This is a genomic window from Erythrobacter sp. Dej080120_24 (assembly GCF_036322605.1).
GTDB classification, from domain to species: Bacteria; Pseudomonadota; Alphaproteobacteria; order Sphingomonadales; family Sphingomonadaceae; genus Erythrobacter; species Erythrobacter aurantius.
Window position 1 is genome coordinate 2904628 of sequence record NZ_AP027262.1, and the last position, 16439, is coordinate 2921066.

General features: G+C 62.4%; 12 protein-coding genes. 7 read left to right on the forward strand and 5 right to left on the reverse strand.

All coding sequences use genetic code 11. The features are described 5' to 3' along the window. Positions 1–3: 3 nt before the first annotated feature. The 5 genes from AABA34_RS13980 to AABA34_RS14000 form a co-directional block, all read right to left on the reverse strand. A complete protein-coding gene (locus AABA34_RS13980; RefSeq protein ID WP_338303105.1) occupies positions 4–1200 on the reverse strand; it encodes a geranylgeranyl diphosphate reductase in 1197 nt (398 codons plus the stop codon). Continuing rightward, positions 1197–2537 carry a BCD family MFS transporter gene (locus tag AABA34_RS13985; RefSeq protein WP_338303106.1) on the reverse strand — a complete coding sequence of 447 codons (1341 nt, stop codon included), beginning with the start codon at positions 2535–2537 and terminating at the stop codon, positions 1197–1199. The genes AABA34_RS13980 and AABA34_RS13985 overlap by 4 nt, the downstream gene beginning before the upstream one ends. After that, complete coding sequence (chlG, locus tag AABA34_RS13990) at positions 2537–3439, reverse strand: chlorophyll synthase ChlG (RefSeq protein WP_338303107.1); 903 nt, start codon at positions 3437–3439, stop codon at positions 2537–2539. The genes AABA34_RS13985 and chlG overlap by 1 nt, the downstream gene beginning before the upstream one ends. A gap of 233 nt (positions 3440–3672) precedes the next feature. Then, positions 3673–5094 carry a transcriptional regulator PpsR gene (ppsR, locus tag AABA34_RS13995; RefSeq protein WP_338303108.1) on the reverse strand — a complete coding sequence of 474 codons (1422 nt, stop codon included), beginning with the start codon at positions 5092–5094 and terminating at the stop codon, positions 3673–3675. A gap of 12 nt (positions 5095–5106) precedes the next feature. Further along, entirely contained in the window at positions 5107–5994 is an 888-nt protein-coding gene (locus AABA34_RS14000) for a cobalamin B12-binding domain-containing protein (RefSeq protein WP_338303109.1), read from the reverse strand. A 320-nt stretch (positions 5995–6314) separates the two neighbouring features. Between AABA34_RS14000 and bchF the strand changes: the two genes are divergently transcribed. The 7 genes from bchF to AABA34_RS14035 are packed head-to-tail and all read left to right on the forward strand — an operon-like array spanning position 6315 to position 16357. Then, positions 6315–6815 carry a 2-vinyl bacteriochlorophyllide hydratase gene (gene bchF, locus AABA34_RS14005; protein ID WP_338303110.1) on the forward strand — a complete coding sequence of 167 codons (501 nt, stop codon included), beginning with the start codon at positions 6315–6317 and terminating at the stop codon, positions 6813–6815. After that, on the forward strand, positions 6812–8119 hold the full coding sequence (locus AABA34_RS14010; RefSeq protein ID WP_338303111.1) for a ferredoxin:protochlorophyllide reductase (ATP-dependent) subunit N: 1308 nt from the start codon (positions 6812–6814) through the stop codon (positions 8117–8119). The genes bchF and AABA34_RS14010 overlap by 4 nt, the downstream gene beginning before the upstream one ends. A 3-nt stretch (positions 8120–8122) precedes the next feature. After that, a complete protein-coding gene (gene bchB / locus AABA34_RS14015) occupies positions 8123–9679 on the forward strand; it encodes a ferredoxin:protochlorophyllide reductase (ATP-dependent) subunit B (RefSeq protein ID WP_338303112.1) in 1557 nt (518 codons plus the stop codon). Further along, a complete protein-coding gene (locus tag AABA34_RS14020; RefSeq protein WP_338303113.1) occupies positions 9669–13301 on the forward strand; it encodes a magnesium chelatase subunit H in 3633 nt (1210 codons plus the stop codon). The genes bchB and AABA34_RS14020 overlap by 11 nt, the downstream gene beginning before the upstream one ends. Before the next feature lie 19 nt (positions 13302–13320). Further along, positions 13321–14217: a ferredoxin:protochlorophyllide reductase (ATP-dependent) iron-sulfur ATP-binding protein gene (bchL, locus tag AABA34_RS14025; protein ID WP_034955126.1), complete on the forward strand. Its 897-nt coding sequence runs from the start codon at positions 13321–13323 to the stop codon at positions 14215–14217. After that, positions 14217–14924 carry a magnesium protoporphyrin IX methyltransferase gene (gene bchM / locus AABA34_RS14030; RefSeq protein ID WP_338304752.1) on the forward strand — a complete coding sequence of 236 codons (708 nt, stop codon included), beginning with the start codon at positions 14217–14219 and terminating at the stop codon, positions 14922–14924. The genes bchL and bchM overlap by 1 nt, the downstream gene beginning before the upstream one ends. Then, the gene (locus AABA34_RS14035; protein WP_338303114.1) at positions 14921–16357 is read left to right on the forward strand and encodes a BCD family MFS transporter; all 1437 of its coding nucleotides are present in this window, start codon (positions 14921–14923) and stop codon (positions 16355–16357) included. Before bchM ends, AABA34_RS14035 begins: the two co-directional genes overlap by 4 nt. The last annotated feature ends 82 nt before the right edge of the window (positions 16358–16439 follow it).

Consider the following 16439-nt stretch of genomic DNA (forward strand, 5'->3'; position numbering starts at 1 on the left):
AAGCTAGCTGCTTGCCGGTCGCAAACCAAGAAGGTGCGCTGTGTCTTTCAGGAAGATCTTCACATGCGCCAACGGCTTTGACCGGACCAGCTTCTTGTTCATGTAGGCCTGCCAGGTGAGCTGCTGCACATCCTTGTCGTCGCACATGTCGACGAACCGTTCGCGCCGCTTGTCCGACGAATACCAGAAATACTGCATCACGCCGAGGATCCAGAAGACGCGGCCATGCTCTTTCATGAAACGGCTGCGGGCAAGTTTGAGCGCCTTGGCCTGACCTGTCTTGAGGAACTCGCTCGCCGCTTCGGCGCTGAAACGGCCGCCGACCATAGCGTAGTAGATCCCTTCGCCCGATGCCGGAGCAACAATCCCCGCCGCATCGCCTGCGACGATCACGTCGGCACCGTTGTCCCATTTCTTGAGCGGCTTGAGCGGTATCGGCGCACCTTCGCGGCGCACGGTTTCGCAGCGGGTCAGATCAAGATCGCCGCGCATTTCCGATACGGCTCCGCGCAGGGAAAACCCCTTGTTCGCGCTGCCTACGCCGATGCTGGCGGTTTCTCCGTGCGGGAAGACCCAGGCGTAGAAATCGGGCGACAAGCGCCCCTGGTAGAACACATCGCAGCGATCGGGATCATAGCGTTCGCCCTTGCCTTCGGGTGACTTGATGATCTCGTGATAGGCGAAGACGCATTTCACCCGCTCGGCATCGGGCAGGCATTGCTTGGCCACGGCAGAGCGGGCTCCGTCGGCACCGATGACACACCGCGCGCGCACCCGCTCGATCGGGCCGCCCCGTTCGCGGCGAAAAGTCACCAGCGGGTGAGCGTGTTCATCGCGTTCGACCTTTTCGAAAGTCGCGGTGAGGCGTTCCGCGCCCGACCGCGCCGCGCGTTCGCGCAGCCATTCGTCGAATTCCTCGCGATCGACCATGCCGACATAGCCGATTTCGCCCACCGGCATGTCCACCGCGCGTCCTGATGGCGCGATCATCCGGGCTGAACGCGCGCGGGCGACAAGCAGGCTTTGCGGAATGTCGAAATCTTCGAGCAGGCGCGGGGGCACGGCCCCGCCGCAGGGCTTGATCCGTCCGCCGCGCTCCATCAGCAGCACCGAATGGCCGGCACGGGCCAGATCGTCCGCCGCCGTGGCCCCGGCAGGTCCGCCGCCTACAACAACGGCATCATAGAGCTTCTCTGTCATGCGAATATCTCCCGGTCCTGTGCCTGACTTGCGCGCGTCGGCATGGCCTGACTGCCGGCCGCCCGCACCGCGAGGATCGCGGCGAGGACGAACAGCGCGGCTTCGATGGCAAAGATCAGCTGGAAGGCGCTGCCATCATGCGCCTGCACGCGGCGGGCGATATCGACGCCCATCGCCCCGAACATTCCGCCAAGGCCGAATGCGATTGCCTGTGATGCACCCCAAACGCCCATGCGCACGCCTTCGCGGGTTTTCTCTCCCGCTCCGGCCAGCCCCATCATCGCTCCGATAGAGGCGACGGCGAACACGCCATTGCCGAGGCCGAGGACGAAGACATTGATCCCCAGCGGCCAGCCCGGCCCGGCAATCGCCGCCAGCGCAAGACCCGCCAGACCCGCCGCCGAAGCGAGGCATCCGGCAACGATCCACAGGCGCAGATCGGAGGTGAGTTTGCCCTTGAACGCGCTGCCGCCAACCCCAGCGACAATCATGCCCAGCAGTATGCCGCCCTGATGCTGGCCGCCCAGCTGCGTAGATTCCCCGGGCGTCATGCCGAAAACCAGCCCGGCGAAGGGTTCAAGGATCAGGTCCTGCATCGAAAATGCGATCATCGAAACGAAGATGAAAATGGTGAAGCGACGTGCCGCAGCCTCGTTCCAGATTTCGGCGATGGCGGCGCGGAAATCGGGCGCAGGTTCGTCCTTGCGCGTTTCCTCGAAAACGACATGCCCTTGCTCAAGCCGGAACACCGCCAGCGCGGTAACGGCAACCGTGACGAGAGCCAGCCCGCTGGCAACTTCCATCAGGCGCTCGGGCGAATAGGGATCGAGCAGGGCGCCGACCGTAATCGCCGAGGCGACAATGCCAGCCACCATCATGATCCACGTGGTTGCCGCCGCCGCCGCACGCCTCTGCGGCGCGACACCCGACGCCAGCAGCGCCAGAGCGGAGGTCCCGCCCATGCCCACGCCAATGCCGATCAGCGTATAGGCGATCACCGCCAGCGCGAAGCCGGCACCAAACCCGTCCGCCATCATCGGTGTCGCTTGCGAGGCAACAAGGACCCCACCGGCCAGCACCGCGAGCCCGGCGAGGACCCACGGTGTCCGCTTGCGTCCCTTGTCGGAAACCTGCCCCCACAAGGGCCGTGTCAACTGAACCGCATAATGCCATGCGACAAACCCTGCGGGGATTGCTGCGGCCAGCGCGTATTCGACCACCATCAGGCGGTTAAGCACGGTTGTCGAAAGCATCACCAGCGCGCCGATCGATGCCTGCACCAGACCGATGCGGATGATGCCAAACCAACTCAGTCCCTTGGGCTGCGCGGCGGGCATCAGATGTACCCTCCCAGTCCCAGCGCGGCGGCAAGCATGCCGAAAACGTAGAGCGTCACGCCCACGCCGTTGTACCACGGGGCATATTTGGCAGGGCTGCGCAGCAGGCGCGGCATGGCGGCGAATTGCGCCACCAGCACACAGCCGACCAGTATCGCCGACAGTGCGTATCCCCACGTCGCCAGCAGTGTGATGACGACAAGTTGCGGCACGGCCATGACGACACAGGCCAATTGTGCAGCCCGCGCAACGCCAAGCGTAACGGGAAGCGATTTGAGCCCGGTTGCCCGGTCGCCCTCCACCGCCTTGAAATCGTTCAGTGTCATGATGCCGTGCGCGCCAAGGCTGTAGAGCACCAGCACGATCAGCACTTGTGCCGATGGCATGGCGCCCAGCATCACAGCAGCACCGGTAAACCAGCTCAATCCTTCGTAGGTCAGGCCGACAACCGCCGGGCCGGTCCAGCCGCTCGTCTTGAAGCGGAAGGGAGGCGCGCTGTAGCCCCATGCCAGAGCCAGCCCGACCAGCGCCGCGACAAACACCAGCGGCCCAAGCAGCCAGCCGACCAGCGCCGAAACCACCGTGGCGATCATCGCGATATACAGCCCCCAACGCCCGGCAATGCGGCCGGAGGGGATCGGGCGATCGGGTTCATTGATGGCATCGACATGGCGATCAAACCAGTCGTTCACCGCCTGGCTCGTCCCGCAAACCAGCGGCCCGGCGAGCAGCACCCCGCCCACGACAAACCACCAGCGGCCATCAAGCCCGGCGCCCGAAGAAACGGCACCGCACATGAAAGCCCACATCGGCGGAAACCAGGTTATCGGTTTGAGAAGCTGGACAACGTCCCTCAGCGCCGGAACAGGCGCAGGTCGAGTCGAGACAGCCGAGCGCTCCATATTGCGAGGCTATGCCTGACACACTCATGCGTCAAATAAAATTGACACTATGAATCCGACATGTGCCGATTCTGGAACGAAAAAGCGATTTTGGGGTCGAAAACGGGGTTTCGGGGCGCGCTTCGTCTCATGGGCCAAAAGTGACCGGCAAGAGCAGATTAAATGGCTGTCGAACGCCTTATGTCCGTTTTGGAACGCCTTCAGCAATCGCCCAAAAAGGCAAGGAAACCAGCCTAGTCAGGATCGCTGTCGAGATTGCCAAGCCCGTGGCGGTGCAGCTTGGAATAGAGGCTCTGGCGCGAAAGGCCGAGGATTTCCGCCGCTGAGGCGCGATTGTCCGAAGTGTATTGCAGCGCCGCCTCGATACACAAACGCTCGATCAGATCGGTGCTCTCGCGCACGATTTCTTTGAGCGACATGCGCCCTACCAGATCGGTCAATTGCTCGACCGAGCGCGGAAGATCCTGCGATCCCGGCGGCAGATCGCGCAAGCGCCGACCAATCGGCCGGATGACAAAGGCATAAAGCCCGCTATCCCCGCCGCTGCGCACCGCCGAAAGCTCGATCGGTTCGCCTTCCATATCGTCTCCGATACGCAAGACCGTGCTGACATTTCGGGCCGCGCCATGCTGGTCGATCTGGCCTTCGATCAGGTCCAGGTCGATACCCGGACGCCCGATCCAGCTCGACATATGGCGCCCGCGCAAGGTGTCCACGCTGGGTGCCTGGACCAGTTCGACAAAGGCGTTGTTGGCGCTGACGACTTCAAGATTGGCGTCCGCGACAACAAAGGCATCGGGCATCTGTTCAACCAGATCGAGCACCGCAGGCGCGCCTTCGCCGTGCTTCTCATGATCGCCGAAAAAGCGCAGAAGCAGGAATTGGCCACGATCCTGCGAGAACCCTGCGGCAGAGGCCATGACCTTGCGCGAGCCCTTGTCCAATTCGATCTCGATTGGAGATACCGCCGCCGAGGCAAGCGCCGCACCGATCAGCCCTTGCAGGCGATCACGCGAATCCTTGTCGATCAATCCCGGCAGTTTCTTGCCCGGCAAGGTCGCCGGGCGCGCGCCCATCATCGCATGAGCAGCCGGATTGGCTTCCCTGATGCGCAAGGTCGACGCCTCGACGATCAACACCGCCTCGCCCGACAGGTCAAACAGCATACGGTAACGCGCATCAAGCTGGCGCATCCGCAGATAGTCACGCTCCAGCGATTGCTGCACCTGCAACAAGCGTTGCTGCATCTTGCCCGCTTCGCGCAGATCGCGACCGAATGCGATCCGGTGCTCGCCGTTGTTCACACTGAGGACGGCATAGCGGATCGGCACGTCGCCATCGCGGGTCGGGTGGTTGACATGGCGCCAGTGCTGGACTTCGCCGCGACGGGCCGCAGCCAGCATTTCCATGACCTTGGGCCGGCTTTCGACGGTTACCGTCTCGATCCAGTTGGTTCCCTCCCAGCCTTCAAAGCCCGGAAAGTCCTTGGGATCGAATGCGGCATCAAGGATCGTGCCGGTGTCATCGAGGATCAAGGTGATGTCGCCCGCAACCATGGCAAGCTTCATCGCGGAATCGGCGTCCAGCGTGTTGAACAATTCTGCGGCCTTGCCGAAGGGGTTCTTGCCCTCGATGGAATGCTTGCGGGTCAGCATCTATGGCCCACCCTATCTCAGCATGTGCGCACGCACCGCGGCGGACTGGACCAGACGCTGTGCCACTTCGAGGGCGGCACGAGCGTCGGCGCCGGTCCCATCGGCTCCCACTTCGGCAACAATGGCAGGGTTCTGATTTATCATTTGGCCACCAATCAAGATGGAGAGGTGCGGATTGGCAGACACGCTGCGCATCGCTTTGATGAGGTTTTCGAGGGCGGAGCTAGGGCAATCGCGGGATACGGTCAATCCTACGAGGTCGAACGGTTCACGGGAAAGCGTATCGAGCAATTCCTTGCGAAGGGGTTTGGTGACAACAGTGCTGTGCCAGCCGGCGCGCGCGAAGATCTCGTCGATCATCACGGCGCCGAAATTATGGGAGTCACCGGGCATTGGTGAAAACAGCGCGCGCGGGGCGGTGGCATCCGGCTGAAAGCGGTTGGCAGGGGCGCGTGTCGAGATCTCCCGCATCACTTCCTGCAGACGCCAAAGGCCCATAGTGACATCGATGAAGTCGCATTCATCGGCATCCCACATTTCACCCAGCTTGCGCGCAGCCGGGGCAAGCAGATCGACAAAAATCGCGTCAACGCTGACCCCTTCGGCCAGAAATGCATCAACCTCGGCAATCAGGCTGCTGGCTTCGAGCCGCAATGGCAGGAGCGCGAAATCATCGGCTCTGGGCGGCGCGATGCGGTTCTTTCCATCATGCAGTTCGTCTGACGATCCGACGGCGTGCGCCATCAGCAGGCGCGGTATGATCTCGCCTTCGATAATGGTGTTGATTGAATCATTAGCCAACGGATCCTCGAACCCTTCATGCTGATCGGGCTCCTGCTTCTTCCGTCCAAGCGGATTGGCCATCACCTTACGAAGTGCGGCAGAACCCGCACCGATCATTCCTGCCCCTCTTAAGGCTGCCATAGCAGACCCTTCCCGTCTCCCCGGCTGATAGTCTCCGAGGGTGGCGCGGATCGCGTCGAGGCTGGCGAGGCCGGAAGAATCCCGACTCCTGAACCGCCAACGCGAGCACAGTACACAAGAACACCGCCGCAGGCAACGCGAACCGAAGGGGACATTGGAGACTGTCTAATTTTGTTTACGTCTAATTAGATTGACACTGCTTGGCACATGGGCGTAGGTTCTGAATCTGGCAGCAAAGGCTATCTACGAGGATGAATCGGCAGAATCTCTCTTCCCCCGCCGAGTCGACTCAGTCGATGAAGCGACAAGAAGCAGCAGGGGGGAAAACGACGGCGCTCTACACAAATGCAGAGCGGCAGCGGAGAGACGAGTCGGTCTGGACTGTCGTCCAAGGTGTCCTCGCTCCTTTACAATTCGTGGTTTTCATAATCAGCCTGGGGCTGGTCATTCGCACACTCACCACTGGCGAAGGGGCCTTCGCGGCAGACGCCTCGATCGTGGTGAAGACGCTTGTACTCTACACCATCATGATCACCGGCTCGATCTGGGAAAAGGTGGTCTTCGGCAAATGGCTGTTTGCACCGGCGTTTTTCTGGGAGGACGTGTTCTCGATGCTCGTGCTGGCGCTGCACACTCTTTATCTGGTGATGCTGTTCGGCGCGCTGGGAACGATAGAGCAGCGTCTCATGGTCGCTCTCGCTGGCTATGGCGCTTACGTCATCAACGCAGGCCAGTTCCTGTGGAAGCTGCGGATGGCGCGGTTGCAGGGGTCGTCCCCTGAGGCGGTGCCCGCATGAGCCCTCCCGACACCATCACTGCCCCCGCCCTGTCCGGCTGCGATGCGCCGCAGGCAAAGGGCGCGCGCCCGGTTTTGCGCGAACGCGGCCAGCGCGAGGTTTTCTGTGGGCTGACCGGGATCATCTGGCTCCACCGCAAGATGCAGGACGCATTCTTCCTCGTCGTCGGATCGCGCACCTGCGCGCATCTGCTGCAGTCGGCGGCGGGTGTGATGATCTTCGCAGAACCGCGCTTTGCCACCGCCATCATGGAAGAGCGCGATCTGGCCGGCATGGTCGATTGCCAGGACGAGCTGGACCGCGTCGTCACCCGGCTGCTGGAACGGCGCCCGGATATCAAGACGCTGTTCCTTGTCGGCTCCTGCCCGTCCGAAGTGATCAAGCTGGACCTTGCAAAAGCGGCCCAGCGGCTCGGCGCGCAGCACATGCCCAATGTGCGGATCCTGAATTATTCGGGCAGCGGGATCGAGACAACCTTCACTCAGGGCGAAGACGCCTGCCTTGCAGCGCTGGTGCCGGAAATGCCGGTCGCTGATGCAGACGCGCCCAAGAACCTGTTGCTGGTCGGATCGCTTCCCGACATTGTCGAAGACCAGTTTCTTCGGCTTTTCGACCAGTTGGGCATCGCCAACGTGGCTTCCTTCCCCGCGCGCAACGCGCGTGACCTGCCGCCTGTGGGTCCGAACACGCGTTACCTGCTCGCCCAGCCATTCCTTGCGGACACCGCAATGGCTTTGGAGGATCGCGGAGCCAAGCGGCTGGATGCGCTGTTCCCGTTCGGCGCCGAAGGTACGACAGACTGGCTGAAGGCCGCTGCACGCGAGTTCGGCATTGATGAAATGCACTTCAACAGCGTCGTCGCACCGGGCCGCGAACGTGCCAAACGTGCAATAGAACACACGCGCAGCGCACTTGACGGCAAGCGCATCAGTTTCCTGCCCGACTCGCAGCTCGAAGTACCGCTGGCCCGGTTCCTCGCAACCGAACTGGGCATGGTCCCGGTAGAGGTCGGCACGCCCTATCTCCACCGCGCGCATTGCGAAAAAGAGCTCGCCTTGATCCCCCACAATGCGCGGATCAGCGAAGGCCAGCATGTTGATCGCCAACTGGACCGGGTTCGCGAGGACCGTCCCGATCTGACGGTGTGTGGGCTGGGACTTGCCAACCCGCTCGAAGCGGAAGGCTTCGCCACCAAGTGGGCGATCGAACTCGTCTTTTCGCCGATCCACGGTTTCGACCAAGCCGGTGATCTCGCCGAACTCTTTGCGCGACCGCTGCGGCGCCGCGACATGCTGGAGGTGTAGGCGATGCAGCTTTCGGTATGGACATATGAAGGCCCGCCCCACGTTGGCGCGATGCGCATCGCAACCGCGATGAAGGGGCTGCATTACGTCCTGCACGCACCGCAGGGCGATACCTATGCGGATTTGCTGTTCACCATGATCGAGCGGCGCAACGCGCGTCCGCCTGTCACCTACACCACCTTCGAAGCGCGCGATCTGGGCAAGGATACCGCGCAACTCTTCCAGGATGCCGCGATGGACGCGGTCGAACGGTTCAAGCCTGAGGCGATCATTGTCGGTGCATCGTGTACCGCCGAGCTGATCCAGGATGATCCGGGCGGCCTGTCCGAAGCGATGGACCTGCCCTGCCCCGCGATCCCGCTTGAGCTGCCCAGCTATCAACGCAAGGAAAACTGGGGCGCTGCTGAAACATTCTACCAAATCGTCCGCAATCTGGCGGACAAGGATATGACGCCTGCCCCGCGCGAAGGGCGCAGGGCGCGCGCCAACATCCTCGGCCCCACCGCGCTGGGCTTCCGCCACCGCGACGATCTGATCGAAATCCGCAAGATCCTTGATCAGCTGGATATCGAGGTCAATCTGGTCGCGCCGCTCAACGCGCGGCCCTCGGACATTAGCCGGATCGGCAATGCCGACTTCAACATCGTCCTTTATCCCGAAATGGCAGATGAGGCCGCGCGCTGGCTTGAACGCACGTTCAAGCAGCCTGCCGTGCGGACCGTCCCTATCGGTGTGAGCGCCACTAGAGCGTTCATTGCCGACGTCGCCGAGCTGGCAGGTGCAGATCCCACGCCTGCCCTCGGCGACACCCATTCCCGGCTTCCGTGGTGGAGCCGCAGCGTCGATTCGACCTATCTCACCGGCAAGCGAGTCTTCATCTTCGGCGACGCGACCCACGCGGTTGCCGCTGCTCGCATCGCCCGTGACGAGCTGGGTTTCGAAGTGTGCGGGCTTGGTTGCTACAATCGCGAATTCGCCCGCGAGATCCGCGAAGCAGCCAAGGAATACGGCGTCGAGCCGCTGATCACCGACGATCACCTCGCCGTTGAAGATGCAATCATCGAAGCCGCACCGGAAATGGTGCTTGGTACACAGATGGAGCGGCACATCGCCAAGCGTCTGGGCATGCCCTGCGCAGTGATTTCCGCCCCTGTCCACGTGCAGGATTTCCCGGCACGGCACTCTCCGCAGATGGGTTTCGAAGGCGCGAACGTGATCTTCGACACATGGGTGCACCCTCTGGTGATGGGGCTGGAGGAGCATCTGCTCACCATGTTCCGCGAGGATTTCGAATTCTCCGACGAAGCGGGCGCATCGCACCACGCGGCGCATTCGCCCAGAACAGTGGCCAAGGCCGAAGCTGCGTCCGAACCCGAGCCGATCGTTCCCGCCAATGACGGTGATTTGTGGACCGACGAAGCGCAGCGCGAGTTGAAGAAAATCCCGTTCTTCGTGCGCGGCAAGGCGCGCCGCAATACGGAAGCCTTCGCCGCTCAGGAGGGTCGCACCCGGATCGACCTAGAAACCCTGTATGACGCAAAGGCGCACTATGCACGGTAAGGCGGACATCAAGCCGCTTGTCGGTGCTGCGCCCGTCCGGGTTGCGATCATCACGCTCGACAATCATCTGAAAGGCGCAGTGGGACGCGCCGACGCCGTACTTTCGCGCGACAATATTCACCTATCCCTGCATGCGGCCTCCGAATGGGGAAGCGACGCGGCAGCGCTCGAAGAAGCCACGCTGGCGATTTCACAGTCGGACATCATCATCGTCACAATGATGTTCCTCGACGATCACGTGCGCATGATCATGCCCGCATTGGAAGCTCGGCGCGAAGATTGCGATGCGATGGTCTGCCTGATGTCGGCGGGTGATGTCGTGAAGCTTACGCGGATGGGCAATTATCGCATGGATGCCCCCGCCAAGGGGCCTCTGGCGCTGCTCAAGAAGCTGCGCGGATCGAAGAAACAGGGTTCAAGCTCGGGCGCGGGCCAGATGAAGATGCTGCGCCGCCTGCCGAAAATCCTGAAATACATTCCCGGCACGGCGCAGGACGTGCGCGCCTATTTCCTCACGCTGCAATACTGGCTTGCCGGGTCTGACGAAAACGTCGTTGCCATGGTTCGCGCGCTGATCGATCGCTACGCCTCGGGTGAGCGCGAAGGTCGGCGTGGAGAAACGGCTGCTCCGCTGCCACTCGAATATCCCGAAAACGGGGTCTATCATCCCCGCGCGCGCCAGCCGATTTCCGACAGCCTGCTAATGCTGCCGCGCGACGGGGCGCACAATCTCGGCGGCAAGAACGGCACGGTAGGACTGATCCTGCTGCGTTCCTACCTGCTGGGCAATGATGCCGGCCATTACAACGGCGCGATCGCCGCGTTCGAGGCCGCCGGGCTAAAGGTCGTTCCCGTTTTCGCGAGCGGTCTGGACGCACGGCCCGCCATCGAGAAATACTTTGTCCATCGCGGGCAGGTGATGGTCGATGCAGTCGTCAACCTCACCGGCTTTTCGCTGGTGGGAGGCCCGGCCTACAACGATTCCGAGGCGGCTCGCGGTGTGCTGGGCGGGCTTGATGTGCCTTACGTCGCGGCGCATGCGCTCGAATTCCAGCCGCTCGAACACTGGCGTTCGCGCGAACAGGGCCTGTTGCCGCTCGAAGCGACCATGATGGTGGCTCTGCCGGAACTCGACGGAGGGACTGCGCCGAGCGTTTACGGCGGTCGCTGCGATGCCGGTGGCGGAACCTGTACGGGCTGTGAGCGCCAATGTGCCACGCCAGTTTCCGAAAAGCTCAATCCGATGCGCGATTGCCCAGAACGTGCAGAGGCGCTGGCGGCGCGCGTGGCCAAGCTGATCGCGCTGCGGCGAAGCGATCGTGCCGCACGCAAGCTTGCGATCGTGCTGTTCAATTTCCCGCCGAATGCCGGCGCCACCGGCACGGCTGCATTCCTGTCCGTATTCGAATCCCTTCAGGCCACTCTCGAACGATTGGCGGCAGAGGGATATGCGGTAGAAGTTCCCGAGAACGTCGACGCGTTGCGGGACGCGATCCTGAAGGGCAATTCGGAGCGGTTCGGGTCCGATGCGAATGTCGCGCACCGTGTGCCAGCGGACGAACATGTGCGTCGAGAGAAGCACCTTGCGGAAATCGAGGCTGCATGGGGCCCTGCGCCCGGCAAGGCGCAAAGTGACGGCGCACATATCCAGGTGCTTGGCGCGCATTTCGGCAATGTCTTTGTCGGTATCCAGCCCGGCTTCGGTTACGAAGGCGATCCGATGCGGCTGCTGTTCGAAGGCAGCTTTGCCCCGACCCACGCCTTCAGCGCCTTCTACCGCTATATCCGCGAGGATTTCGGAGCGCATTCGGTCCTTCATTTCGGGACGCATGGCGCGCTCGAATTCATGCCGGGCAAGCAGGCCGGGATGACGGGCGCGTGCTGGCCGGAACGTCTGATCGGCGACCTGCCTAACTACTATCTCTATGCCGCCAACAATCCATCTGAAGGTTTGCTGGCAAAACGGCGGTCTGCCGCGACCCTGATCAGCTACATGACCCCGCCGCTGGCGCAGGCCGGTCTTTACAAGGGCCTCTCCGAGCTCAAGGCCAGCGTCGAACGCTGGCGCGCAAGCACCGACGAGGCCGAACGCGCCGAGCTTGCAGAACTGATCGTCGAGCAATGCGATGCGCTGGATATCGACTGCGGCGAGATGGAGAGCCTTTCGGCCCGCCTCTACGAAATGGAGCGCGCGCTGATCCCGCACGGGTTGCACGTGTTCGGGCGCAATCCGCAAGGTGCAGAGCGCGAGTCCATGCTCGATGCCATGGTCGATGCGAGTGACGTGACCGGCGGCGACAATGATCGTGCGGTCCTCGGCGCGAAACTCGATTCCAGCGACGAACTGGGCGCGCTGATCCATGCGCTTGATGGCTGCTATGTCCAGCCCGCGCCCGGCGGCGATATCGTCGCCAATCCCGATGTCCTGCCGACCGGGCGCAACATTCACGGCTTCGACCCGTTCCTGCTGCCCTCGCGCTATGCTTGCAAACAGGGCGAGGAGCAGGCCAATCGCCTGATCGCACGCCATGTGGAAAGCGGTCAGCCTTTCCCGGAAAGCATCGCCATGGTGCTTTGGGGAACCGACAATCTGAAAAGCGAAGGCGTCCAGATCGCGCAGGTTCTCACGCTGATGGGCGCGCGCCCTCGCCGGGACAGCTATGGCCGCCTATGTGGTGCCGAACTGATCCCGCTCGAAGAACTGGGCCGCCCGCGGATTGACGTGGTGGCCACGCTTTCAGGCATTTTCCGCGATCTTCTGCCGCTGCAAACGCGCATGCTGGCCGAAGCCGCGCTGCTTGCCAGCCAGGCTGACGAGCCGCTGGAATCCAATTTCGTGCGCAAGCATTCCCTCGCCCAGATGGAACGGCACGGCTGCGAGATCGAAACCGCCGCGCTGCGCGTCTTCTCGAACGCCGAAGGTGCCTATGGGGCGAATGTGAACCAGATGATCGAAGGGGGCGTCTGGGCCGATCCGGACGAGCTCGCCAATGCGTTCGAGGTGAACAAGGGCTTTGCCTATGGCGTATCGGGCAAACCGGTGCAGCAGCGCGCCCTGCTTCAGAGCGTGCTGAAGGATGTCGATTTCACCTATCAGAACCTCGAAAGCGTCGAGATCGGCATCAATGATGTCGATCAGTACGTCGACGGTCTTGGCGGGGTTACCCGCTCGGTTGCGAAGGCCAAAGGTGCCGAATCGCCGGTCTATATCCTCGATGCGACGCGTGGCAGCGCCAAGGTGCGCACGCTGTCCGAACAGATCGATTTCGAAACCCGCACCCGCACTTTGAACCCCAAATGGTTCGAAGGCCTGCTGCAGCACGGATACGAAGGTGTCCGGGCAATCGAAGGCCATGTGACCAGCACGCTTGGCTGGTCCGCCACCACCGGTCAGGTCGCGCCTTGGGTCTACCAGAAAATCAGCGAAACATTTGTGCTCGACCCTGAGATGCGCCGCCGTCTCGCCGAGCTCAATCCGAAAGCCTCAGCGCGCGTCGCCGGACGCTTGCTCGAAGCATGCGACCGCAACCTGTGGGAGCCCGACGAGGCGACCCTGGCTGCACTGCGTGAGGCCAATGACGAACTCGAAGACCGCCTCGAAGGCGTTTTCGTGAGCGAATGAGAGAGAGGGATCCAGAACAATGAACCTGCACAATCCGAAATCCGGCTTTTCGAGGCCCGACGGGGAAGGATCTGTTCAGGTCCAGCTCGATCCGCGCGACCAGATCAAGGGTGCAAAGGTTTTCGCCGTCTATGGCAAGGGCGGCATCGGCAAATCGACCACTTCTTCGAACCTTTCGGCGGCCTTTTCGAAACTGGGCCATCGCGTCCTGCAAATCGGCTGCGATCCGAAGCATGACAGCACCTTCACCCTGACGAAGAAGCTGATGCCGACCGTCATCGACGTGCTCGAAACGGTCGAATTCCACAGCGAGGAACTGCGGCCCGAAGACTACATGTTCGAAGGCTATAACGGCGTGATGTGCGTGGAGGCTGGCGGGCCTCCCGCAGGGACGGGTTGCGGCGGCTATGTCGTCGGACAGACGGTGAAGCTGCTCAAACAGCATCACCTGCTGGAAGACACCGACGTGGTGATCTTCGATGTCCTTGGCGACGTGGTGTGCGGCGGTTTTGCCGCCCCGCTGCAACATGCCGAGCGCGCGCTGGTGGTGGCGGCAAACGATTTCGACAGCATCTTCGCGATGAACCGGATCGTCGCCGCAATCGGGGCCAAGTCGAAGAATTACGACGTGCGCCTTGCCGGGGTTGTCGCCAATCGCAGCCGCGAAACCGACGAGATCGATCGGTTTTGTGACCAGATCGGCATGCAGCGCCTCGCTCATTTCCGCGATGTCGATGCGATCCGTCGTTCGCGGCTCAAGAAATGCACCCTCTTCGAAATGGAGGACAGCCCGGAAGTCCAGCAGGCGCAGGACGAATATCTGCGTTTGGCGGCGATGCTCTGGGCCGGGGTGGAACCGAGCACTGCCGCGCCGATGAAGGATCGCGACATCTTCGATTTTCTGGGGTTTGAATGATGGCTACTCGCTCTCCCGAAACACCATACACTGTGCGCCGCGAGGCGCTGGCGACCTATTTCGACAGCACCGCAAAACAGGCCTGGATCGATCTGACTTCCGACGCGAAAGTCAGCGGCATTCGCGCAACCGTGCGCGCCGGGCGCGAGGAAATGCGCAAAACGCTGCTCGACTGGATGCCGCGTGACCTGCGGCGGACAAAGGTTCTCGACGCGGGCTGCGGCACCGGCGCATTGGCGGTGGCGGCCGCCTGCCGGGGCGCGGAAGTCACCGGTGTCGATGTTGCCGGAGGGCTGGTGGAGGTCGCGAAGGAGCGCGCACCCGGCTTTATCGGCCATGGCCGGATCCGCTGGCGTTCGGGCGACATGCTCGATCCCGCGCTTGGCAGCTTCGATCATGTGGTGGCGATGGATTCGCTGATCCATTACGCCCCCGAAGACCTCGTTGATGCGGTGGCACAGCTGGCAGACCGGGCGACAGGCTCGATCCTGTTCACATTCGCACCGCATACCCGTCTGCTCGGCGCAATGCATTCTGTCGGCAAGGTGTTTCCCAAGAGCGATCGCTCACCTGCAATCGTGCCTGTTTCGGAAACTGAACTGCGCGCACGGCTGGCACGTCTCGATGACTGGAAGATCGGCCGCACGCACCGCGTTTCTTCGGGCTTCTACACCAGCCAGGCGCTGGAACTGGTGAGGCGCGGATGAGCAAGGAAGCCCGCCCCAACGTCAAAGTCAGTCAGGCCATGATGGCCTTGCTGCCGTTTGCCGATGCGGCGAGCAACGAACTGCCGCTGGGGCGGCTGCTGCGTCTTGCCCTGTTCCAAGTCAGTGTCGGTATGGCGATGGTGCTGCTCAGTGGCACGCTTAACCGGGTGATGGTTGTCGAGCTGGGCACACCGACATGGCTGGTTGCGCTCTTGATCGCGGTTCCATTGGTCGCCGCGCCTTTCCGCGCGCTGATCGGGCACAAATCGGACCGGCACGTGTCGGCGCTGGGCTGGCGGCGCGTACCGTACATTTGGTTTGGTACCTTGATGCAGTTCGGAGGGCTGGCCTTCATGCCCTTTGCCCTGCTCCACCTCAGCCGTCCGGAAAACTTCGTGCTGGGTCTGGTTGCCGCAGCGGCAGCATTCCTGCTGACAGGAACCGGCTTCCATGTGACCCAGACAGCGGGACTTGCACTTGCCACCGATCTCGCGCCCGAGGACAAACGCCCGCGTGCCGTCGCGCTGCTATATGTCATGCTGCTGGTCGGCATGATGATCTCTGCTTTCGTGATCGGTGGGCTGCTGATCGACTTTTCACCGATGCGGCTGGTGCAGGTTATCCAGGGCGCGGCGGTGCTTACCTTCGTGCTCAATCTCACCGCGCTGTGGAAGCAGGAAGCACGCGCGCCTGATCGCACCAAGCCGCAGCCCGATGCACCCAGTTTCGGCGAGTTGTGGCACGCGTTTGTCCGCGATGGCCGCAACGCGAGGCTGCTGACCGCGATCGGCATCGGGGCCGCCGGATTCGCGATGCAGGATGCTCTGCTTGAACCCTTTGGCGGAGAAATCCTTGCCATGTCGGTCGGCGCTACAACGGCGTTGACCGGCGCATGGGCCTTCGGATCGCTTGTCGGTTTCATGCTCTCCGGTCGCTGGCTGTCGCGCGGAGGCGATCCCCTGCGTATTGCCGGGCTCGGACTTGTTACCGGAATCAACGCGTTCCTGATCGTGATGTTCGCTGCGCCATTCGGCTCCCCGGCGATGCTTTACGTGGGCGCGACGCTGATCGGCCTTGGTCTGGGGCTGTTTTCAGTAGGCACGCTGATCGAGGCGATGAACCTCACCAAAAGCGAAACCGCCGGACTGGCGCTGGGCGCATGGGGTGCAGTTCAAGCAACCTGTGCAGGAGCCGGGATCGCGCTGGGAGGCGCGCTGCGAGATATCATTGCTGCAATCGCCATAAATGCCGATCCGAGCGCCGCAATCGCGACCCGGGCCACCGGATACACCACTGTCTACATGATCGAGGTGCTGCTGCTGCTGGCAGGCCTCGCCGTGATCGGACCGCTTGTCGGACGTTCCGACGAAGACTCCATCAATTCGCGGGATAGCGCGGACCAGAAGTTTGGTCTGCGTGAGTTCCCGACATGACCGCGTGCCCAAAGCAATTCGGGGGGACGGCGCAGTCGAACCCGGGGACAGCCGCCACTGCCCCCAAGCCAATGAAGGGAAA